This is a genomic window from Actinocorallia herbida (genome assembly GCF_003751225.1).
GTDB lineage: Bacteria > Actinomycetota > Actinomycetes > Streptosporangiales > Streptosporangiaceae > Actinocorallia > Actinocorallia herbida.
This window is the reverse complement of the sequence record NZ_RJKE01000001.1, coordinates 7,674,171-7,695,603: the sequence shown is the minus strand read 5'-3', so window position 1 is coordinate 7,695,603 and position 21,433 is coordinate 7,674,171. Positions and strand designations below refer to the sequence as shown.

Here is a 21,433-nt window from a genome sequence, read left to right as displayed (position 1 = left end):
CGAGCATCTTAAGCAATTAAGAGCCTGAAATATCTGTTGCCGGACCCGTTGGGGTTCGGCGTCTGCAGAGTTTTTCAGTTCACATCTATGTCTTGGTATGGGCCAATTGTGTTTGGTCAAGTTTTTAAGGGCATACGGTGGATGTCTTGGCATCAGGAGCCGATGAAGGACGTGGGAGCCTGCGATATGCCTCGGGGAGTCGGCAACCAGACTTTGATCCGGGGATTTCCGAATGGGGAAACCTGGCACCTTTCATGGGGTGTCGCCGCCTGCTGAATGTATAGGCAGGTTGGTGGGAACGCGGGGAAGTGAAACATCTCAGTACCCGCAGGAAGAGAAAACAATAGTGATTCCGTGAGTAGTGGTGAGCGAAAGCGGAAGAGCCTAAACCGATCGTGTGTGATAGCCGGCGGGCGTTGCACGGTCGGGGTTGTGGGACCATCCCGTTGCCTCCGCTGGGGTAGCAAAGAGTTACAAAATCTCGTGGTAGTCGAACGGCATGGGAAGGCCGACCGTAGACGGTGAGAGTCCGGTAGACGAAATTGCGAGGTCTCTTGGGTGTGTTCCCGAGTAGCACGGAGCCCGTGAAATTCCGTGTGAATCTGCCACGACCACGTGGTAAGGCTGAATACTCCCTGATGACCGATAGCGGACAAGTACCGTGAGGGAAAGATGAAAAGTGCCCCGGTGAGGGGTCGTGAAATAGTACCTGAAACCGTGTGCCTACAAGCCGTCAGAGCGTCTCCAGTGGCTTTTGCTGCTGTCCGTGATGGCGTGCCTTTTGAAGAATGAGCCTGCGAGTTATGGTGTGTGGCGAGGTTAACCCGTGTGGGGGAGCCGTAGCGAAAGCGAGTCTGAATAGGGCGAACTTTAGTCGCATGCTGTAGACCCGAAGCGGAGTGATCTAGCCATGGGCAGGTTGAAGCGCCGGTAAGACGGTGTGGAGGACCGAACCCACCAGGGTTGAAAACCTGGGGGATGACCTGTGGTTAGGGGTGAAAGGCCAATCAAACTCCGTGATAGCTGGTTCTCCCCGAAATGCATTTAGGTGCAGCGTCGTATGTTTCTCGCCGGAGGTAGAGCTACTGGATGGCCGATGGGCCCTACAAGGTTACTGACGTCAGCCAAACTCCGAATGCCGGTGAGTGAGAGTACGGCAGTGAGACTGCGGGCGATAAGGTTCGTAGTCGAGAGGGAAACAGCCCAGATCATCGACTAAGGCCCCTAAGCGTGTGCTAAGTGGGAAAGGATGTGGAGTTGCGATGACAACCAGGAGGTTGGCTTAGAAGCAGCCACCCTTGAAAGAGTGCGTAATAGCTCACTGGTCAAGTGATTCCGCGCCGACAATGTAGCGGGGCTCAAGCACACCGCCGAAGTCGTGGCAATCAGTCTTATGGCTGGTTGGGTAGGGGAGCGTCGTGCAGCCGGTGAAGCCGCAGCGTGAGCTAGTGGTGGAGGCTGTACGAGTGAGAATGCAGGCATGAGTAGCGAATGAGCAGTGAGAAACTGCTCCGCCGGATGACCAAGGGTTCCTGGGGCAGGCTAATCCGCCCAGGGTAAGTCGGGACCTAAGGTGAGGCCGACAGGCGTAATCGATGGACAACGGGTTGATATTCCCGTACCCGCTGGTACGCGCCAACGCTGAACCTCGTGATACTAACCGCGCGAATCCCTCTCTGGATCCTTCGGGTGAAGGGGATGTGGGCTAGTCCGGGACCTGATCGGGTAGTAGGTGAGCGATGGGGTGACGCAGGAGGGTAGCTCAGCCCGGGCGATGGTTGTCCCGGGGTAAGGATGTAGGGCGAGAGATAGGCAAATCCGTCTCTCATGTGCCTGAGATCTGATGCCGAGCCGTTTTAGGCGAAGTGAGTGATCCCATGCTGCCGAGAAAAGCCTCTAGTGAGTGTACCGGCGGCCCGTACCCCAAACCGACTCAGGTGGTCAGGTAGAGAATACCAAGGCGATCGGGTGAACTGTGGTTAAGGAACTCGGCAAATTGCCCCCGTAACTTTGGGAGAAGGGGGGCCTTGAATGGTGATGGGACTTGCTCCTTGAGCTGTTCGGGGTCGCAGATACCAGGGGGAAGCGACTGTTTACTAAAAACACAGGTCCGTGCGAAGTCGTAAGACGCTGTATACGGACTGACGCCTGCCCGGTGCCGGAACGTTAAGAGGACCGGTTAGACCCGTGAGGGTCGAAGCTGAGAATCTAAGCGCCGGTAAACGGCGGTGGTAACTATAACCATCCTAAGGTAGCGAAATTCCTTGTCGGGTAAGTTCCGACCTGCACGAATGGCGTAACGACTTCCCCGCTGTCTCAACCACAGGCCCGGCGAAATTGCACTACGAGTAAAGATGCTCGTTACGCGCAGCAGGACGGAAAGACCCCGGGACCTTCACTATAGCTTGGCATTGGTGTTTGGAATGGCTTGTGTAGGATAGGTGGGAGACTGTGAAGTCCGGACGCTAGTTCGGGTGGAGTCATTGGTGAAATACCACTCTGGTTGTTTCGAATGTCTAACCCGCGCCCCTTATCGGGGTGGGGGACAGTGCCTGGTGGGTAGTTTAACTGGGGCGGTTGCCTCCCAAAGAGTAACGGAGGCGCCCAAAGGTTCCCTCAGCCTGGTTGGTAATCAGGTGGCGAGTGCAAGGGCACAAGGGAGCTTGACTGTGAGACCGACGGGTCGAGCAGGAGCGAAAGCTGGGCCTAGTGATCCGGCACCTACGTGTGGAAGTGGTGTCGCTCAACGGCTAAAAGGTACCCCGGGGATAACAGGCTGATCTTCCCCAAGAGTCCATATCGACGGGATGGTTTGGCACCTCGATGTCGGCTCGTCGCATCCTGGGGCTGGAGTAGGTCCCAAGGGTTGGGCTGTTCGCCCATTAAAGCGGCACGCGAGCTGGGTTTAGAACGTCGCGAGACAGTTCGGTCCCTATCCGCTGCGCGCGTAGGAGTCTTGCGAGGATCTGTCCCTAGTACGAGAGGACCGGGACGGACGGACCTCTGGTGTGCCAGTTGTTCTGCCAAGGGCACGGCTGGTTGGCTACGTTCGGAAGGGATAACCGCTGAAAGCATCTAAGCGGGAAACCTGCCTCTAGATGAGGACTCCCTCCACCTTACGGTGGGTAAGGCCCCCAACAGACTATTGGGTTGATAGGCCGGAGATGGAAGCACTGCAAGGTGTGGAGTCGACCGGTACTAATAGGCCGAGTGACTTGCCTACAACACATCCATGCTGCAAGACGTAACATGTGTGCTCGCGTCCCTGTGCGGTTCCCGGAAAACAGCCGGCCGAACCGCAACACCAAAAAAAGAGAATACTTTCGCTGACCGTTTGTGTCCGCGAGCTGAGGCTTGCGGCGGTTATGGCGGAGGGGAAACACCCGGTCCCATCTCGAACCCGGAAGTTAAGCCCTCCAGCGCCGATGGTACTGCACGGGAGACTGTGTGGGAGAGTAGGACACCGCCGCAATTGTTGTGAGGAAAGGCCCCGAACCACAGGTTCGGGGCCTTTCCGCATTCCCAGAGGTCCTTGCATTCCCGGGGACTCCTCAGAGGTCTTCGTATTCGGGGTGGTGCGCATTTCTGCGTCAGCGGGTCAGCCATCTGTCGGCTTCCTCGAGTTCGTTCTCGCTGAAGACGTGGATGCCGTGAGCGCGGAGAAGGTCCGTGGTGATTCCGGATCCGGGGATCTTGGTGCCGGTGAAGGTGCCGTCGGCGATCTGGTGGCTACCGCAAGAGGGACTGCCCTCCTTCAGGACGGCGACCTTGACACCGGCTCGCTCGGCGGCCTCCAGGGCCTGGCGGGCACCGCGTCGAAAGGCCTCGGTCACGTCTCCGCCGGCCTCCGTCACCACGCCGCCGTCGCGGAGTTCGGCGGGTGGCCGCGGCACCCCGAGCCCGCCCGCCAGCTCGGGACAGAATCCAACGATCCGCCCCTCGGCGCGCCACCTGGCGAGAATGGCCGACGTGTTCGTCTTGGCCCGCCCGTCGTAGCGCACCGCGGCCCCGAGAAGGCAGGAGCTCACCAGCACCCGTTCCATGCCCCAAGCCTAGGCCGCCGACCCCGATGGCCGTCGGCCTGCCTTCGAGCAGGTGATCCCTAGATCCCGTGTTCCTTGCGATAGCCGTCGGCGGCGAGGCGGGAGGCGCGGACGGCGCCGGCGGGGGAGAGACGGGCGCCGAGCCAGGCGAGGCGGCCGTAGGCGGGGGCGACGATGACCGCCTTGTTGCGGCGCACGCCCTTCATCACGACCTTGGCGAGTTTGTCGGCGGGATAGATCTTGGGCACCTCGGCGTCGGCCTTGCTGCTCATCCCGGTCTCCGGCAGGCCCGCGTTGACGGTCCGCAGGAGGTTCGTGGCGATGAAGCCGGGGCAGAGCGCGCCGACCCTGATGCCGAGCACGGCGGCCTCGGCGCGCAGGGCGAGGGTGAGGCCGACGACGGCGTGCTTCGTGGCGGTGTACGGGATGCCCATCGGCATGGGGACCAGCCCGGCGAGGGACGCGGTGTTGACGATGTGGCCCCGGCCCTGCCCGCGCATGATCCGGTAGGCGGCGTCGACGCCGTGGACGACGCCCTTCAGGTTGATGTCGATCGCCCGGTTCCAGTGGTCGAGGGTGAGCTCCTCGGCGAGCCCGGCGATGGCGATGCCCGCGTTGTTGAAGACCAGGTCGAGCCCGGCGTGGTCGCGGGCGACCCCCTCGTACAGCTCGCGGACCGCGGCGGCGTCGGTGACGTCGAGGGCGGCGCCGAAGGCCTTGCCGGGACCGGCCGCGGTGAGCCGCTCGGCGACTTCGGCGGCGCCGGTCCCGTTGAGGTCGGCGAGGACGACGGTGTCGCCGCGCGCGATGAGCTCGGCGGCGATCGCGGCGCCGATACCGGAGGCGCCCCCGGTGACGATGGTCGTGGTCATGGGGACCTCTCGGCTCAACTCGGGCTCAGCGGACGGGCGGAATCCCCGGATTGTAGGGCGAAGCCCCGGCTGCCACCAGTGTTCCGCCCAGCGGTAACACGGGCGTCATCTCTCTCAGGGCTGCCACTAGTGTTGTGTCATGCCGGTGAAACAGTCGGACAAGCTGACCAACGTCTGCTATGAGATCAGGGGCCCGGTCCTCAAGCGCGCCAAGCAGATCGAGGACGCCGGGCATCCGGTGCTGAAGCTGAACATCGGCAATCCCGCGCCGTTCGGCTTCGAGGCGCCGCCGGAGATCCTCCAGGACGTCATCCAGAACCTCGGGCAGGCGCACGGGTACAGCGATTCCAAGGGGCTGCTGTCGGCCCGTCGCGCGGTGGTGCAGCACTACGAGGGCCAGGGGTTCACGGGTCTCGACGTCGAGGACGTGTATCTCGGCAACGGGGTCTCCGAGCTGATCGTCATGTCGCTCCAGGCGCTGCTGAACAACGGCGACGAGGTGCTGATCCCGGCGCCGGACTACCCGCTGTGGACCGCGGCGGTCGCGCTGGGCGGGGGCACCCCCGTTCATTACCTCTGTGACGAGTCCGAGGACTGGCAGCCGTCACTGGAGGACCTGGAGCGCAAGATCACCGCGCGGACCCGGGCGATCGTGCTGATCAACCCGAACAATCCGACGGGCGCGGTGTACTCGCGGGAGACCCTGGGCCGGATCGCGGAGCTGGCCAGGCGGCACGATCTGATCCTCTTCTCGGATGAGATCTACGACCGGATCCTCTACGACGACGCCGTCCACACCTCGATCGCGACGCTGGCGCCGGACCTGCTGTGCCTGACGTTCAGCGGCCTGTCGAAGTCCTACCGGGTCGCCGGGTTCCGATCGGGCTGGGTGGTGCTGTCCGGACCGAAGCGCGGGGCCGCCTCCTATATCGAGGGCCTCGACCTGATCGCCAACATGCGGCTGTGCCCGAACGCGCCGGCGCAGCACGCGATCCAGGCGGCGCTGGGCGGCCGGCAGAGCATCCGCGACCTGGTCCTGCCGGGTGGGCGGTTGCTGGAGCAGCGAGACAGGGCGGTCAAGCTACTGAACGGCATCCCGGGGGTGAGCTGCGTCGAGCCGAAGGGGTCGCTGTACGTCTTCCCCCACCTGGATCCGCTGGTCTATCCGATCGCCGACGACGTCAAGTTCTGCCTTGACCTCCTGGAGGAGCAGAAGCTCCTGATCGTGCACGGCAGCGGGTTCAACTGGCCGCGGCCGGATCACTTCCGGTTCGTCACCCTGCCTTACGCCGATGTGCTGGAGGAGGCCATCGGGCGGTTCGCGGAGTTCCTGGAGCCGCGCATGCTGCGCTGACGGGACGGGCCCGCCCCGTCGGGGGCTGTGGACAACGGGCGGCGGCTGTCGGCGGCGGCCGGTACGGTGTCGGGGTGTCTTCTCCGCAGCCCCGTATCGCCCTGAAGGATGTGCCTCCGCTGGAGGACCTCATGTCGGCGGGGGTGGCCGCCGTGGGCGGCAGTGAGCGGCCGGGCCAGGTGAAGATGGTCGAGGCGGTCGACCAGGCGCTGCGCCGCCGGGAGCATCTCGCGGTCCAGGCGGGCACGGGCACGGGCAAGTCGCTGGCCTATCTGGTGCCCTCCATCCGGCACGCGGTGTCCAAGGGCGTCACGGTCGTGGTGTCCACGGCGACCATCGCGCTCCAGCAGCAGCTCGTCGACCGGGATCTGCCGCGCCTCGCCGGCGCGCTGGAGCCGCTGCTCGGGCGGGAGCTGCGCTATGCGATCTTGAAGGGCCGCCGCAACTACGTGTGCCTGAACCGGATGTCGGTGGGCGCGCCGGAGGACCCCGAGGAGGGGCTGTTCGACACCGCCCAGGTCTCGACGCTGGGCCGTCAGGTGCAGCGGCTGCACGAGTGGGCGGAGAAGACCGAGACGGGCGATCGGGACGAGCTGGTGCCGGGCGTCTCGGAGCAGGCGTGGCGGCAGGTCGCGGTGTCGGCGAAGGAGTGCCTGGGCGGCCAGCGCTGCCCGCAGGCGCAGTCCTGCTTCTCGGAGCTGGCGCGGGCCGAGGCGGCCGAGGCCGACGTGGTGGTCACCAACCACGCGATGCTGGCGATCGACGCGCTCGAGGAGTTCCAGGTCCTGCCCGAGCACGACGCGGTGGTGATCGACGAGGCGCATGATCTGGTCGACCGGGTCACCTCGGTCGCCTCCGGGGAGCTGTCGGCGAACGCGGTGGAGGCGGCGGCGCGGCGGGCGGCCAAGCTCGTCCCGGATCGTACTGCCGAGCGGTTGAAGGAGCTGGCCGAGGATCTCCGAGCCGCCTTGGACGAGGAGTCGGCGGCCCGGCTCGACGTGCTGCCCTCGCACCTCGGCAACACCCTGGCCGCGGTGCGCGACGCCGCGCAGGCCTGCCTGACCGGGCTCGGTCCGGAGCCGAAGGACGCCGATCCCGCCGTCGCCGGCGCCAGGCGGGCCGCCAAGAGCGCCCTGGACGACGTGCACGGCGATGCCGTGCGGATGCTCGCCGCGTTCGAGGTGCCGATCACCGAGCGCTGGGAGGTGGTGTGGCTGGCGAAGTCGTTCGACGGCAAGTGGCCGCCCTCCCTGCATGTCGCGCCGATCGCGGTGGGCGGGCTGTTGCGTGACGCGCTGTTCCGGACCCGCACGACCATCCTCACCTCCGCGACCCTCACCCTCGGCGGGTCGTTCGAGCCGCTGGCCCGGCAGTGGGGGCTGCCCGCGCCGGGAGGGCCCGTTCCATCGGTGCCCGCCGCGCGCGACGGGGAGGCGGCCGAAGACGACGAGACGCCGATCATCTGGTCGGGGCTGGACGTCGGATCGCCGTTCGACTACCCGCGCAGCGGCATCCTCTACATCGCCAGGCACCTGCCGCAGCCGGGCCGCGACGGCCTGGCGAAGGAGGTGCTGGCGGAGCTGAAGTCGCTGATCGAGGCGGCGGGCGGCCGGACCCTCGGGCTGTTCTCCTCGATGCGGGCGGCCAGGCAGGCCGCCGACGAACTGGACATCGACTACCCGGTGCTGTGCCAGGGCGAGGACTCCACCTCCCAGCTCGTCAAGCAGTTCGCCGCGTCGCCGGAGACCTGCCTGTTCGGCACGCTTTCGCTGTGGCAGGGCGTGGACGTCCCCGGGCCGTCGCTGTCGCTGGTCGTCATGGACCGGATCCCGTTCCCGCGCCCGGACGACCCGGTGGCGTCGGCGCGGCAGCGGATGATCGACAGGCGCGGCGGCAACGGGTTCATGCAGGTCGCCGCCGCCCAGGCGGCCCTGCTGCTCGCCCAGGGGTCGGGCCGGCTGCTGCGCAGCGGGTCGGACAAGGGCGTGGTCGCCGTCCTGGACTCGCGCCTGGCCACCCGAGGGTACGGCTCGTTCCTGACGGGCAGCCTGCCGCCGTTCTGGCCGACCAGCGACCCGGAGCAGGTCAAGGCCGCGTTGAAGCGGCTCACCGCGAGCTGAGCCCCGGGAAGGGGCTGCGCCGCGCGCCGCCCGCCTGACGTTCCTCGCCCGTCAAAGGAAAGGGCGGCGTCCCGGGGGGAACGCCGCCCTTGCCGGGGGTGGGAGGAGGTCAGGGCTTGAAGGTGAGCGTGTGCTCGGCGGACTTCTCCACCGCCTTCGCGGTGAAGGGCCAGGGGATGGTGTCCCCGCGCGCCCACAGCTTGGTCTGGTCCCAGTAGTACGGGGAGAACGCGTGGCCTGAGGAACCGGTGAGGTTGATGTAGCGGGAGGCGTCGAGGTCGGCCAGGTCGGCGACGAGGCGCAGCGACGGGACCGTCTTGACCTCGTAGCCTTCCTGGGCGTCCCAGCCTGCGGCGTTGACGACCGACTTGCCGCCGCCGACCTCGATCGGGCCCCGGTTGAAGATCTTCTCGATGGGGGTGATCCCGGAGGTGCCGAAGCTCTCGTTGGTGAGCGTCAGGGTGTGCAGTTCGCCCCAGCGCCAGCCGGAGGGGTCGGCGCCGAGCCGCTCGACCAGTTCGGCACTGGCCTCGCGCAGCGCGCGCAGCAGGATGTCGTCGCGCTGCTCGGTCGCGTTCGCGGTGGCGGCGTCGTCCCAGTACGGGTCGGCCGGGCGGTCCAGGAGGGTGCGGACCACCTCGAACCAGCGGTCGCCGCCGTCGGGGCGGGCGCCTTCGGGCAGTTCGTCGTTGAACGTGCGCAGGAGGAGCTGCCGCCAGACCGCGTTGAAGAACGCGGCGGGCGCGGAGTCCACGGGCTGGGAGTAGTCCCAGGTGCGGAGCAGTTCGATGCCCTTGACGCCGGCGCCGAGCCGCAGCAGGTGCGGCACGAGGATCGGCGCGAAGCCCTGCCTGCCGTCCATCTGGATCTCGCCCATGGCCGCGGCGTCGAGGCGGCCGCCGTTGCGGACGAGGTCGTCGATCCGCTGGGCCCGGTAGCCGTAGGCCCAGTCCTTGGTGAGCAGGGGCTCGTAGGAGTCGCCGATGACCGCGTTGTTGGCGGTGACGATGTAGCCGGAGTCGGGGTTGAGCACCGTCGGCAGTTCCTCGAACGGGAGGAAGCCGTCCCATTCGTGGACGCCGTCCCAGCCGGGCACCGGACGGGTGCCGTCGCCCTCGGTGCGGATCGGGATCCGGCCGGGGGACTGGTAGCCGATGTTGCCCTCGACGTCGGCGTACACGAGGTTCTGGGCGGGGACCTCGAAGGACGAGGCGGCCGCGCGGAAGGTGGTCCAGTCGGTGGCCCGGTTCATCTGGAAGATCGCGTCGGCGGTCTTGCCCGGGTCCAGGGCGGTCCAGCGCAGCGCGACGGCCTCGCCGCCCGGTGCGGCGGCCTCGGCGTCGGACATCACGTCGGAGATGATCGGGCCGTGCCGGGTGGCCCGGACCGTCAGCTCGACGGGCTTGCCGCCGGCGACCTCGATCTTCTCGGTGCGGATCTGGAGAGGCTCCTGGACGCCCTTGTACTCGGCGGTCGTCGCGGTGGTCTTCTCCAGGTAGAGGTCGGAGACGTCGGGGGCGAGGTTGGTGAAGCCCCAGGCGACCTTGTGGTTGTGCCCGATGACGACGCCGGGCAGCCCCGAGAAGGTGAAGCCGGTGACGTCGTACGGGCAGGCGTCGGTGACGGTCCGGCAGTGCAGGCCGGTCTGGTACCAGACCGACGGCATCTGGGCCGACAGGTGCGGGTCGTTGGCGAGCAGCGGCTTGCCCGTGGTGCTGCGCTCACCGGAGATCACCCAGGAGTTCGAGCCCAGCTCGGCGTCGCCGTTGCCGAGGTCGTCCGGCATCACGCGGATGGCCTCCAGCACCGAGGTGAGGGCCCGCGCGGGCGCCTGCGCCGCGTCGTCGGTCTTGGCCCTGGTCCCGCCCCCGGTGAAGGAGCCGTCGGTGACCTCGCCGCCGGTGACGATCGTCGGCATCCGGCGGAAGTCGTAGCCCGGGTAGAGCTGGTCGACCCGCTCCGTGGGCAGCTTGGCGTCGGCGATGGCGCGGCCCAGCTCCTCCTCGATGTTGGAGCGCAGGTCCCAGGCCATCGCCTTCAGCCAGGCGACGGAGTCGACGGCGGTCCACTCCTCCGGCCGGTAGCCGGTCCGCTGGAAGCCGAGCACGGAGTACTCCAGCGACTGCTGTGCGGTGTCCGGGTTGTCCTTGAGCCAGGTGTTGACGCCCGCGGCGTAGGCCTCGAGCAGCTGCCGGGTCTCGGGCTCCAGCAGCGGCAGTTCGGCCTCGGCGGTCTTGCGCCAGCCAAGGGTGCGGGTGACCTTGTCGGTGTCCAGGGTGGCCTCGCCGAACAGCTCCGACAGACGGCCCGCGGTGATGTGGCGCCGGAAGTCCATCTCCCAGAACCTGTCCTGGGCGGTGACATAGCCCTGGGCGCGGAAGAGGTCCTCGGGGGAGTCCGCGTAGATCTGGGGGATGCCATAGGAATCCCGGTGCACGGTGACCTCTCCGACCAGACCGGGCATCTTGATCTGCCCGTCATAGGTCGGGAAGGCCTTGCGGACCGTCCAGACGAACCAACCCGTGGCCACGAGGACCACGACCATCACCAGGGCGAGTGCCCGCACGCCCCACCGCAGCGGCCAGGGCCATTGACGCATGAACTTCACGGCCAGCACTCTATGGCGCAGGTCACGTAAAAGGGCGTGCGGGCCTCATTACCAGGACATTCGTCACTGCTTTGTTGTCAAGGAGTCAGGATCACCCCCTCCCGGATCCGGGGGATCGGCGTAGGCGCGGGCGAGATCCTCGGGCGTCATGCGCATGCGCACCGCCGACGGGTGCACCCCGACCTCCATCATCTGGCGCAGGAGATCGCCGAGGGTGTAGGCCGGATCGGCCTCCTCGGCGACGTCCAACGCGACGTTCGCCAAGGCGCCGTCCCCCGAGAGGAAGGCGCAGTAGGCGAGCAGGCAAGCGGGCGCCGGGCGATAGGCCCTGGCCGTGCGGCGCAGGACGTGCAGCCAGAACTCCCGCTGGGCGTACAGGTCCTGCGGGTCGATCCGCACCCACGCCTCGTCGCGCAGGCGGACCGCGCCGAGCGCGACGGTGAACCGCGCGATCTCGGGCAGGTCGGGCGGCGGCCGCCCGCTGCCGACCCCGGCCATGACCTCGCGCACGAGCCGCAGGCCCGCGGTGGGATCGAGCGGCAGCCGCGCGGCCCGCGCGGTCTCCCTGGCGACCGCCGCGGCGACGGGATCGGGGAGCGGCGCGACGGAGGCGGTGAGCTCCTCCCGGGAGGGCAGCGCCACCAGCCCGTTCACCACGGCCTGCACCTCGACGGTGGTGGGCCGCAGCGGCACGTCCGCGATCCTCCGGTCCAGGTAGGACCAGAAGCCGCCGTCGTGGACCCGCAGCGCGTCGCCGATGTCGATGCCCGCCTCGGCGAGCGCCGCACAGGTGAGGTCCATGGCCGGATCGGCGGCCTCGGGCGGGCCGTAGCAGACCAGCATCACCTCGGTGAAGCCGTGCGCCCCGAGCAGCGCCGCCAGATGTGCCGCCGCGTCCGCGGTGACGTCTAAGCCGAGCCGGACCGCGCATGCGCCTCCGGGGCCGTCGATGCCGATGCCGACGACGCTCATCGCCGGGTGGTAGCCCAGCATGTAGGGGATCGCCGCGATGAGTTCCGCGGGACCTCGGATGACCAGGGGAGCGGCACCGCCGCGTGTCTCGTCCATGCCCGAACGCTCGCACATTCGACGCGGGCCCGCAGAACGGCCTGTGGATAACTTTTCCGGTGGCCGGCGCGGCGCTCAGAGGTAGCCGCGGGCGCCCTTGTTCCGCTCGTTCCACGCCCGCATCCGCGGCGGGTACCCGACGATCTGGACGTCGTACACCGGCAGGCCAAGGTCGCGGGCGACCTTGGCGATCACCGCGGGGGCGCCGACGCGGCGCCGGATCCACTCGCCGTCGTGCGCGACGGCCACCGCCGTGGTGTCGGTGGCGAAGGTCTCGGGTTCGACGAAGAACTCCACGCCGCGCCGGTCCTTGGCGAAGGCGATCAGCGCCTTCACATCGGCGTTCGTGGCCTCGCGGTCGAACCGCTGGATCGCACCGCCGCGGTGCCTCTTGAGCCCGAAACGATCCCAGAACCTCATCGCCGTCCGATCATCACCATGGGGAAAAGCGCACGGAAAACGATAACGAAGAAATCCGACATCAGGTTCCTGTAGATCATCACAAGGGCATCTCACCAGCGTTTCCAGCGACGGGGGTGCACAGTGAAACGGCTCATGGCGGCGCTGGTCGTACTGGTCGCGCTCGCGGCCTGCGGCGAGGCGCCCGACCGGGAGCACACGCGCGCGGTGGCGGACGTGCCGGTGCTGGTGCGGCCGATGGTCTACCGCGAGCCGGACCCGGAGACGCGCCGGGGGCTCGGCCCGGACGGCCGTCCCGACCTGTGCGTCCGCGCCAAGTGCGTCGCGCTGACCTTCGACGACGGCCCGATGGAGCACACCGAGCGCCTGCTGGAGATCCTGGCCCGCTATGACGCGCTGGCGACGTTCTTCGTCGTCGGCAAAATGGTCGAGGAGTTCCCGGACGTCGTCCGCAAAGAGGTGGCGGCGGGGCACGAGATCGCCAACCACAGCTGGGATCACTCCGACCTCGCGAGCCTGTCCGCCGAAGGCGTCACCGCGCAGATCCAGCGGACCCAGGACGCCATCCTCCGGCAGTCCGGCTACCGCTCGGTCCTGCTGCGTCCCCCTTACGGCTCGTCCAACGAGCGGGTGGCGAAGGTCGCCGCGTCGTTCGGGCTTCCGGAGATCATCTGGGCGGTCGACCCGATGGACTGGCGGGACCGGAGCTCGTCGCTCGTCACCCGTCGCGTCCTCTCCGAGACGCGCCCGGGCGGTGTGGTGCTCATGCACGACATCCACGCCACCACCGTTGACGCGGTGCCCGCGATCCTGGAAGGGCTCGCCGCCAAGGGCTACCGGTTCGTGACGGTCAGCAGGCTCTTCCAAGGGACGGTGCTCAAGCCGGGCCACCAGTACCGGGAGCGGAAGACGTCGGTCGCGCGCTAGGGGGATTTTCAGGGTTCTCCCCGATGCGGAGGACGGGTCCTGCGGCGACGATCGGAGTATGGACACCACCCAGATGCGCGTCGGCCACGCCGAGCGCGAATCCGTCATCGACGTCCTCCAGACCGCCTACGCCGACGGGAGGCTGGACACCGAGGAACTCGACCAGAGAGTCCACCTCGCCATGACCGGCAAGACGCGGGGCGACCTTGAACCGCTCACCCGCGACCTGTCTCCGCGGCTCCCGCACGACGCCGAGGAGACGAGCGAGGACAAGGTCCTCGGCGCGCTCGCGCACGCCGCCGGGATGCTCACCAGCTTCGTCGGCCCGCTCGTCCTGATGCTCGTCTCGGGACCGCGCTCCGCACGTGTGCGGGCACACGCCGTGGAGGCGCTCAACTTCCAGCTGACGCTCCTGATCTTCACCATCGTCACGCTCGGTGTCGGAGGTGTCGTGTTCGCGGTGGCCTGGATCGCGTCACTGGTCGCGGGGCTCGCGGCTCTGACGGGCGGTTCCTTCCGATACCCGCTGACACTCAGGCTCATCAAGTGATCTGAGTCTCAGAAGTAAAGGACCTGGAATATTTACGGGACGGAAAGGTTTACCGCATGAGTTGTGCGTGAAGATCGAGTGAGGGAGGCGCCCATGCCAGTGACCGAGTCCTCACATGACGCAGCGGTGGCCGCGCTCCGCGCGTCCTACGCCGCCATCCCGCCGGGAGCCCCCGTGCGGCTGGCGAAACCGACCTCGAACCTCTTCCGGTTCCGGGACAGCCCGGGCACGCCCGGCCTCGACGTGAGCGGGTTCGACGGAGTACTGCGGATCGACGGGACGACCGCGGTGGTCCAGGGGATGACGACCTACGAGGACCTCGTGGCGGCCACCCTGCCGCACGGGATGATGCCCACGGTGGTCCCCCAGCTCAAGACCATCACGCTCGGCGGCGCCGTCACCGGTCTCGGCATCGAGTCCACGTCGTTCCGCCTCGGACTGCCGCACGAGGCGGTCCGCGAGATGGACATCATGACCGGCGACGGCGAGATCGTCACCGCGAGCCGCGACAACGAGCACGCCGACCTCTTCTACGGCTTCCCCAACTCCTACGGCACCCTCGGCTACGCCGTGCGGCTCACCATCGACCTCATCCCGGTGAAACCGTTCGTCAAGGTCCGGCACGTCCGCTTCACCGACGCGGCCGAGGCCGCCCGGGCGATGGCCGAGGTCACCGACGCCGACTTCCTGGACGGCACCGTCTTCGGCCCCGACGAGATCTACCTCTCGATCGGCACCTTCACCGACGAGGCCCCCTACACCTCCGACTACACCGGACAGAAGATCTACTTCCGGTCCGTCCAGGAGCGCTCGGTCGACTATCTGACCGTGCACGACTACCTGTGGCGCTGGGACACCGACTGGTTCTGGTGCTCGGGCGCCTTCGGCCTGCACCGGCCCGCGGTCCGCCGCCTGTGGCCCGCCGCCAAGAAGCGCTCCGACGTGTACCGGAAGATCGTCGCCTGGGACAAGCGCGTGCACGTCACCGCGCGCCTCGACCGCTGGACGGGCAAACCGCCGCGCGAGGACGTCATCCAGGACATCGAGGTCCCCACCGAACGTCTCCCCGAGTTCCTTGAGTTCTTCCACAAGGAAGTAGGCATGAGTCCGATATGGCTCTGCCCGCTCAAGGCACAAGAGAAGTGGCCGCTTTATCCGCTCGAACCCGGACGCAGCTATGTCAACGTCGGCTTCTGGGGGACGGTCCCGCAGCAGCCCGGCAGCCTGCCCGACCATTACAACCGCCGCGTCGAGCGCGTGGTCGACTCCTTGGACGGGCACAAGTCCCTGTATTCGACGTCCTTCTACGCGCGGGACGAGTTCTGGCGCCACTACGACGGGAAGACGTACCAGGCCCTCAAGGAGCGCTATGACTCCGGGGGCCGCTTGTACGACCTTTACGACAAGTGTGTGAGGGGCACATGACCCTGGCGAAAGTCTTTGAAAGAGTCACTCACGGGGCGGACGTCCCCGTCGAGTTCGCGGCCTACGACGGGAGCCGGGCAGGACGCCACGGCTCCGACATCAGAGTGGAGATCCGCAGTCCCTACGCGATCTCCTACCTCGTGCGCTCGCCAGGCCTGCTCGGCCTGGCACGGGCGTACGTATCGGGCCATATCGAGGTCCGTGGAGACATGTACACCACGCTGAGCACGCTCTCGCAGACGCTGGAGAAGATCTCGGTGGGGGACCGGCTGCGGGTGCTCGCGGGCGTCCTGGACGACCCGCTCCTGCGCGCGGCCGCCGCCACGAGGCTCGACCCGCCGTCGGTCGAGGCGCCGAAGGGCGGGAAGCTCCGCCGCCACTCCAAGCGGCGGGACGCGAAGGCGATCCACCACCACTACGACGTCTCCAACCGCTTCTACGAGTGGGTGCTCGGGCCGTCGATGGCCTACACCTGCGCGGTGTACCCCGAGCTGGACTCCTCGCTGGAGGAGGCCCAGTTCACCAAGCACGAGCTCGTGGCGCGCAAGCTCGGCCTGGAGCCGGGCATGCGGCTGCTGGACGTCGGCTGCGGCTGGGGCGGCATGGTGATGCACGCCGCCCGCGAGCACCGGGTGAAGGCGCTGGGCGTCACGCTGTCCAAGCAGCAGGCGGAGTGGGCCCAGAAGGCCATCGCCGAGCAGGGGCTGAGCGACCTCGCCGAGGTCCGTTACATGGACTACCGCGACGTCGTCGAGAGCGGCTTCGACGCGGTCAGCTCCATCGGCCTGACCGAGCACATCGGGCAGGCGAACGTCCCCGGCTACTTCGCGTTCCTGAACGGCAAGCTGCGGCCGGGCGGGCGGATGCTGAACCACTGCATCACCCGGCCGGACAACCTCCAGCCGTCGATCAGGCCCGACGGGTTCATCAACCGCTACGTGTTCCCCGACGGCGAGCTGGAGGGCCCGGGGTACCTCGTCACGGAGATGAACGACAACGGGTTCGAGATCCGCCACGAGGAGAACATCCGCGAGCACTACGCGATGACGCTGCGGGACTGGTGCCGGAACCTCGACGAGCACTGGGACGAGGCGGTCTCGGAGGTGGGGCCGGAGATCGCCCGCGTGTGGCGGGTGTACATGGCCGGCTGTCGCCTCGGCTTCGACCGGAACATGATCCAGCTCCACCAGGTGCTCGGGGTGAAGCTCCCGGAGTCGAACGACGCGGGCATGCCGCTGAGGTCCGCCTGGGGCATGTGACGGGCTGAGGTCCGCTTCGGGGCGGCGATCCGGACACCGGGTCGCCGCCCCGCTCCGTGAAATGTCGGTGGCGGGGCGTAGCGTGCGCGGCATGGACAAGACATTTGTGCTTCCGGTCCCCGCCGAACTGCGCGCGGTGTGCGTGGTCGCCGCGCCGCTGAGTCTGCCCGTGGGATTGGGGTCCGGTGCGTTAGCGCTGGTCGAGCTGGTCACGGCGGGGGTGCCGCCGCTGCCGTGGCTGATCGGGCCGAGCGCGCACTGTCCGCGCTGCGTGCCCGGCGGGCTCGACATCGACAGCGGTCTGGTGCGCCGGATGCGCGCGGCGGACTTCCATCTGCGGGTCAGCGCGGTGGGCGGTCCGCGCTGGCCGCCGCGCCATCTCACCGAGGCCGCGGCGCTCGCCTTCGTGCTGGCCGAGGAGACCGGAGGGATCCTCCTGGACGCGGTGACGGGCGACGTGGAGCCGTGGTCGGGTCCGCCGGAGCCGTTCGACGACGGGCCCGGGGAGTTCGCGGCGGCCGAGTGGATCGGCGTGGTGTCCGTCCCGGAGGACCGCGGTAGGGGCTGGACCCTGACGACCGCGGGGCTCGCCGTCCTCGGGCTGCCCGAACTGCGCGTCACGCGGATCCCGGAGGAGTTGCGCCGGCCGTGGTCCGACGTGCTGTCAGGGCTCGCGCAGCACCTGCTGCTCGAGCAGTGGGCCGATCTGGAGGCGGCGCCGGCTAGCGCCTTCCGGGAGATCCCGGCCGAGGTCGGGCTCACCGCCGCCGAGGTCGGCCGGGCGACCGCGGGCTGCCCGCACCGCCGCGGCGCCGCGCTCCTGGCGCTCCGCCTCGACCCCGGCACCCCGGGCGGCCCGCCCACCCTCCTGTCGGTCGTGGCCCCCGCCCCCCGTGGCCCTGCCCGCCGCACAGGCTCCTGGAGGGAGGACGTGGTGACCGAACTGGCATGGTGACGCGGCCCGCTGAGCCGAGCCGCCCCGGACCGGGTGACCGGCCGGGGCGGCATCGGACGCGTGGGGTGTGGGTTCAGGAGAGGGTGTAGGGGAGGTGCTTGATGCCGTTGATGAAATTGGAGAAGAGGCGGTCGGGCTCACCGGAGCGGATTTCGGGGAAGGCGGCGAAGAGGCGGCGGAACATGACGTTGACCTCGCGGCGGGCGAGGTGCGCGCCCAGGCAGAAGTGCGGGCCGGGGCCGCCGAAGCCGATGTGCGGGTTGGGCGAGCGGGCGATGTCGAACTCGTCGGGGTCGGTGAAGACCGTCGCGTCGCGGTTGGCCGAGCCGTAGTACAGGACGAGCTTCTCGCCCGCCTTGATCTCGTGGTCGTTGAGCGTGGTGTCGCGGGTGGCGGTGCGCCGCATCCAGATGACCGGGGAGACGAACCGGACGATCTCCTCGATCGCGCCGGGTGCGTGCGCCTCGTAGTCCGACAGCAGCAGGGCCCGCTGTTCGGGGTGCTGCGTGAACAGGTGCAGGCCGTGCGAGATGGCGTTGCGCGTGGTCTCGTTGCCCGCGACCGCCAGCAGGATGAAGAACGAGCCGAGTTCCTGCGGGGTGAGCGACTCGCCGTCGATGTTGGCGTTGATGAGCAGCGAGATGAGGTCGTCGCCGTCCTTGCCCTTGCGCTCGCGGCTGAGATCCTGCACGAGGTTCTGGAGGGTCTCGCCCGCCGCGGCGAGCTTGAGCATGATGCCCTCGAAGTCGTTCGACGGCAGGTACTCGGGGTCGTTGCCGGCGAGGATGACATTGGAGGAGTCCAGGACGTCCTGGTAGGCCGACTCCGGAATGCCCATCATGTCGCAGATGATCTTCAAGGGGAGGCGGCAGGAGACGTCGAGCACGAAGTCGCCGGTGCCCTTGCCCGCGCGGAGGTCGTCGACGATCAGCTCGGCGACGGTCTCGACCTGGTCCTCGAACCGCTGGATCATGCGCGGCGAGAAGGCGCGCGAGACGATCCGGCGGATCTTGGCGTGCCGCGGGTCGTCCATGCTGATCATGGAGCCGAAGTACTCGTTCACCTCGGTCGGCATGTCGGGGATGCTGATCGCGCCCTGTCCGGAGCAGAAGTCCTGGGGGCGCCGCGAGGCCTCGACCACGTCCGCGTAGGTGACCAGGGCCCTGTAGCCGGGTCCCGGGTCGCCGAAGCCCGCGGGGAGCTCGCGGAAGTGCCGAGGGGAGCCGTGCTCGCGCAGGAGGCGGAAGCCCTCGTTGCGTTCCGCGAACGGACGCTCCCAGAAGGCCCATTCGGTCAGGTCGATGTCCTCGACGTTGAGCATGTCCCGCCCCTCGGCTTTAGAACAACATTCGGTTCGTGCATCATGCCAAACCTTCTACGTACACTGTATGTTACCTGGGTCACAGCCACTCAAGGATCGCGGCGTTCACCGCCTCCGGCTGCTCCACCTGGAGGAAGTGGCCCGCGCCGGGCACGATCCGGGCGCGCGAGCCCGCCGGAAGGTGCGCGGTGATGGTGGAGAGGTCCGGCGTGCCGTCGGCGCCGGCCGGGCCGACGGCGTCGAGGCCGAGGCAGCCGTCGTCCGCGCCGTGCAGGTAGAGCAGGGGTACGTCGACCGCGCCCGCGGAGGCCGTCGCCTCCGCGCCGAGGTTCTCGGGGGCGAGCATCGCCCGGTAGTACCCGAGGGCCGCGGCGATGTTCTCCGGCGTGCCGAGCGCGTCCATGATGTGGCCGACGTCCTCGGTGTGCCCGGGGGACCAGTCGCGCCACAGCCCCTCGACGAAGGGGCGGTCCAGGGCCATCTCGGCGAGCGGCGTCTGGAACAGGAAGATGTAGAAGGACCGCTTGAGCTGGGGATAGGTGAAGAAGCCGGACAGCAGCGCGGGCAGCGGCGGCAGCGCGAGGGTGGCGCCGCGCCGCCACCGGGACGGGTCCTGGCGGATCGCGGCGTAGACCGAGGCCGCGCCCCAGTCGTGGCCCACCAGTACGGCCGAGGAGTCCCCGCCGAGCGCCTCGTGCAGGGCGTTGGCGTCGGCTCCGAGCGCGCCCGCCCGGTAGTCGCCGTCCGGCGCGGTGCCCGTCGGCGCGTAGCCGCGCATGAAGGGGGCCGCGACGCGGAATCCGGCGTCGGCGAGTGCGGGCATGAGGAAGCGCCAGGAGCGAGGGGTGTCGGGGAACCCGTGCAGGAGGAGGGCCAAGGGGCCGTCGGCGGGACCGGCGGTGCGGCAGGCGAACTCGATCCCATTGGCCTTGATCGTCGTCGTCTCGGTCATGGCGGCGACGGTACTGCGCCCGGCGCGCCTCGGCTAGAACCCGATTCTGGTGTGGGAGCGGGGCTCGCCGCGCTGGAGAACTTCGGATACCGTTGTGGAATCAGGCTACGGCGCGGGAATCAGTGTCAAGTGTCCGTAACGACGACGAAATAAGTTGATGTCGCCCAAGGATGAGAGATGACGGACCTACAGGCAGCGGCTCGCGACAACCTCTGGTTGCACTTCACCCGGCACTCCGTGCACGAGAACGGCGCCGCGGTGCCGATGATCGTCCGCGGTGACGGCGCCTACATCTACGACGACAAGGGCAAGCGGTACCTCGACGGCCTCGCCGGGCTCTTCGTGGTCCAGGCCGGCCACGGCCGCGAGGAACTCGCCGAGGCCGCGGCCAAGCAGGCGAGGGAACTCGCGTTCTTCCCGCTCTGGTCTTACGCCCACCCCAAGGCCGCCGAACTCGCCGAACGGCTCGTGGCGGCCGCCCCCGGCGACCTCAACCGCGTCTTCTTCACCACCGGCGGCGGCGAGGCCGTCGAGTCGGCCTGGAAGCTCGCCAAGCACTACTTCAAGCTGGTCGGCAAGCCGCTCAAGCACAAGGTGCTCAGCCGCCAGACCGCCTACCACGGCACCACCCAGGGCGCGCTGTCCATCACCGGCATCCCCGCGTTCAAGCAGCCTTACGAACCGCTCGTGCCGTCGACGTTCCGGGTCCCCAACACCAACTTCTACCGCGCGACCGAGCACGGCGAGGAGGTCGAGGCGTTCGGCCGCTGGGCCGCCGACCGGGTCGAGGAGGCCATCCTCTTCGAAGGCCCCGACACCGTCGCCGCCTTCTTCGTCGAACCCGTCCAGAACGCGGGAGGCTGCTTCCCACCGCCCCCCGGCTACTTCCAGCGGGTCCGCGAGATCTGCGACAAGTACGACGTCCTGCTCGTCTCCGACGAGGTCATCTGCGCCTACGGCCGCCTCGGCACCATGTTCGGCGCGCAGAAGTTCGATTACCGGCCCGACATCATCACCAGCGCCAAGGGCCTCACCTCCGGGTACTCCCCGCTCGGCGCGATGCTCGTCAGCGACCGGCTGTTCGAGCCGTTCAAGCACGGCGACACCATGTTCGCCCACGGCTACACCTTCGGCGGGCACCCCGTCTCCGCGGCCGTGGCCCTGGCCAACCTCGACATCTTCGAGCGCGAGGACCTCCTCGGCCATGTCCTGCGCAACGAGGGCCCCTTCCGCGCCACCCTGGAGAAGCTGAGCGACCTGCCCATCGTCGGCGACGTGCGCGGCGACGGCTTCTTCTACGGGATCGAGCTGGTCAAGGACAAGGCGACCCGGGAGACCTTCAACGACGACGAGTCCGAACGGCTCCTGCGCGGTTTCCTGTCCAAGGCCCTGTTCGACATCGGCCTGTACTGCCGGGCCGATGACCGGGGCGACCCCGTCATCCAGCTGAGCCCGCCGCTCATCTGCGACCAGTCCCACTTCGACGAGATCGAGCAGAAGCTCCGCGCCGTCCTCACCGAGGCCTGGACGAAGCTGTAGTGGATCCGGAACCTCCCGGG

At 68.0% G+C, this 21,433-nt stretch carries 15 protein-coding genes and 2 rRNA genes; 10 read left to right on the top strand and 7 right to left on the bottom strand.

What is annotated here, in order from left to right; translation table 11 throughout:
- Window positions 1-114 precede the first annotated feature (114 nt).
- Both EDD29_RS35045 and rrf read left to right on the top strand, forming a co-directional pair.
- Window positions 115-3,223, top strand: a 23S ribosomal RNA gene (locus EDD29_RS35045).
- A 132-nt stretch (window positions 3,224-3,355) separates the two neighbouring features.
- Window positions 3,356-3,472: ribosomal RNA gene (gene rrf, locus EDD29_RS35040) — 5S ribosomal RNA — on the top strand.
- Window positions 3,473-3,590: 118 nt separating this feature from the next.
- Here the strand turns inward: rrf and EDD29_RS35035 are convergent.
- Together EDD29_RS35035 and EDD29_RS35030 are read right to left on the bottom strand one after the other, a co-directional pair.
- Entirely contained in the window at window positions 3,591-4,043 is a 453-nt protein-coding gene (locus EDD29_RS35035) for a 2-thiouracil desulfurase family protein (RefSeq protein WP_123668531.1), read from the bottom strand.
- A gap of 59 nt (window positions 4,044-4,102) precedes the next feature.
- Window positions 4,103-4,915, bottom strand: a complete 813-nt coding sequence (locus EDD29_RS35030; protein WP_123668530.1) for an SDR family NAD(P)-dependent oxidoreductase — start codon at window positions 4,913-4,915, stop codon at window positions 4,103-4,105.
- A 139-nt stretch (window positions 4,916-5,054) separates the two neighbouring features.
- Here EDD29_RS35030 and EDD29_RS35025 point away from each other — a divergent pair, with 139 nt between their 5' ends.
- Together EDD29_RS35025 and EDD29_RS35020 are read left to right on the top strand one after the other, a co-directional pair.
- Complete coding sequence (locus tag EDD29_RS35025; RefSeq protein ID WP_123668529.1) at window positions 5,055-6,269, top strand: pyridoxal phosphate-dependent aminotransferase; 1,215 nt, start codon at window positions 5,055-5,057, stop codon at window positions 6,267-6,269.
- Window positions 6,270-6,400: 131 nt separating this feature from the next.
- The gene (locus EDD29_RS35020; RefSeq protein WP_123670870.1) at window positions 6,401-8,389 is read left to right on the top strand and encodes an ATP-dependent DNA helicase; all 1,989 of its coding nucleotides are present in this window, start codon (window positions 6,401-6,403) and stop codon (window positions 8,387-8,389) included.
- 109 nt (window positions 8,390-8,498) lie between these two features.
- Here EDD29_RS35020 and EDD29_RS35015 read toward each other — a convergent pair whose 3' ends face one another.
- The 3 genes from EDD29_RS35015 to EDD29_RS35005 form a co-directional block, all read right to left on the bottom strand.
- A complete protein-coding gene (locus EDD29_RS35015) occupies window positions 8,499-10,988 on the bottom strand; it encodes a penicillin acylase family protein (protein WP_123670869.1) in 2,490 nt (829 codons plus the stop codon).
- 72 nt (window positions 10,989-11,060) lie between these two features.
- Complete coding sequence (locus EDD29_RS35010; RefSeq protein ID WP_170201698.1) at window positions 11,061-12,065, bottom strand: DUF4192 domain-containing protein; 1,005 nt, start codon at window positions 12,063-12,065, stop codon at window positions 11,061-11,063.
- A 75-nt stretch (window positions 12,066-12,140) separates the two neighbouring features.
- Window positions 12,141-12,485, bottom strand: a complete 345-nt coding sequence (locus tag EDD29_RS35005) for a hypothetical protein (protein WP_123668527.1) — start codon at window positions 12,483-12,485, stop codon at window positions 12,141-12,143.
- A 123-nt stretch (window positions 12,486-12,608) separates the two neighbouring features.
- On the opposite strand from EDD29_RS35005, the gene EDD29_RS35000 reads away from it, so the two are divergent.
- From EDD29_RS35000 to EDD29_RS34980, 5 genes are all read left to right on the top strand, one after another.
- Window positions 12,609-13,412 (top strand): polysaccharide deacetylase family protein, encoded by an 804-nt coding sequence (locus EDD29_RS35000; RefSeq protein WP_148086196.1) that lies wholly within the window; start codon window positions 12,609-12,611, stop codon window positions 13,410-13,412.
- Window positions 13,413-13,470: 58 nt separating this feature from the next.
- Entirely contained in the window at window positions 13,471-13,962 is a 492-nt protein-coding gene (locus EDD29_RS34995) for a DUF1707 and DUF4870 domain-containing protein (RefSeq protein ID WP_246053161.1), read from the top strand.
- A gap of 93 nt (window positions 13,963-14,055) precedes the next feature.
- Window positions 14,056-15,387: an FAD-binding oxidoreductase gene (locus tag EDD29_RS34990; protein WP_123668525.1), complete on the top strand. Its 1,332-nt coding sequence runs from the start codon at window positions 14,056-14,058 to the stop codon at window positions 15,385-15,387.
- Window positions 15,384-16,646, top strand: a complete 1,263-nt coding sequence (locus EDD29_RS34985) for an SAM-dependent methyltransferase (protein WP_123668524.1) — start codon at window positions 15,384-15,386, stop codon at window positions 16,644-16,646. The genes EDD29_RS34990 and EDD29_RS34985 overlap by 4 nt, the downstream gene beginning before the upstream one ends.
- A 91-nt stretch (window positions 16,647-16,737) precedes the next feature.
- The gene (locus EDD29_RS34980; protein WP_148086195.1) at window positions 16,738-17,601 is read left to right on the top strand and encodes a hypothetical protein; all 864 of its coding nucleotides are present in this window, start codon (window positions 16,738-16,740) and stop codon (window positions 17,599-17,601) included.
- A 73-nt stretch (window positions 17,602-17,674) separates the two neighbouring features.
- Here EDD29_RS34980 and EDD29_RS34975 read toward each other — a convergent pair whose 3' ends face one another.
- Both EDD29_RS34975 and EDD29_RS34970 read right to left on the bottom strand, forming a co-directional pair.
- The gene (locus EDD29_RS34975; protein WP_123668522.1) at window positions 17,675-18,922 is read right to left on the bottom strand and encodes a cytochrome P450; all 1,248 of its coding nucleotides are present in this window, start codon (window positions 18,920-18,922) and stop codon (window positions 17,675-17,677) included.
- Between the two features lie 79 nt (window positions 18,923-19,001).
- Window positions 19,002-19,874, bottom strand: coding sequence for an alpha/beta fold hydrolase (locus tag EDD29_RS34970; protein WP_123668521.1), 873 nt, complete (start codon window positions 19,872-19,874; stop codon window positions 19,002-19,004).
- Between the two features lie 177 nt (window positions 19,875-20,051).
- Here EDD29_RS34970 and EDD29_RS34965 point away from each other — a divergent pair, with 177 nt between their 5' ends.
- Window positions 20,052-21,413: an aspartate aminotransferase family protein gene (locus EDD29_RS34965; protein ID WP_123668520.1), complete on the top strand. Its 1,362-nt coding sequence runs from the start codon at window positions 20,052-20,054 to the stop codon at window positions 21,411-21,413.
- Window positions 21,414-21,433 lie beyond the last annotated feature (20 nt).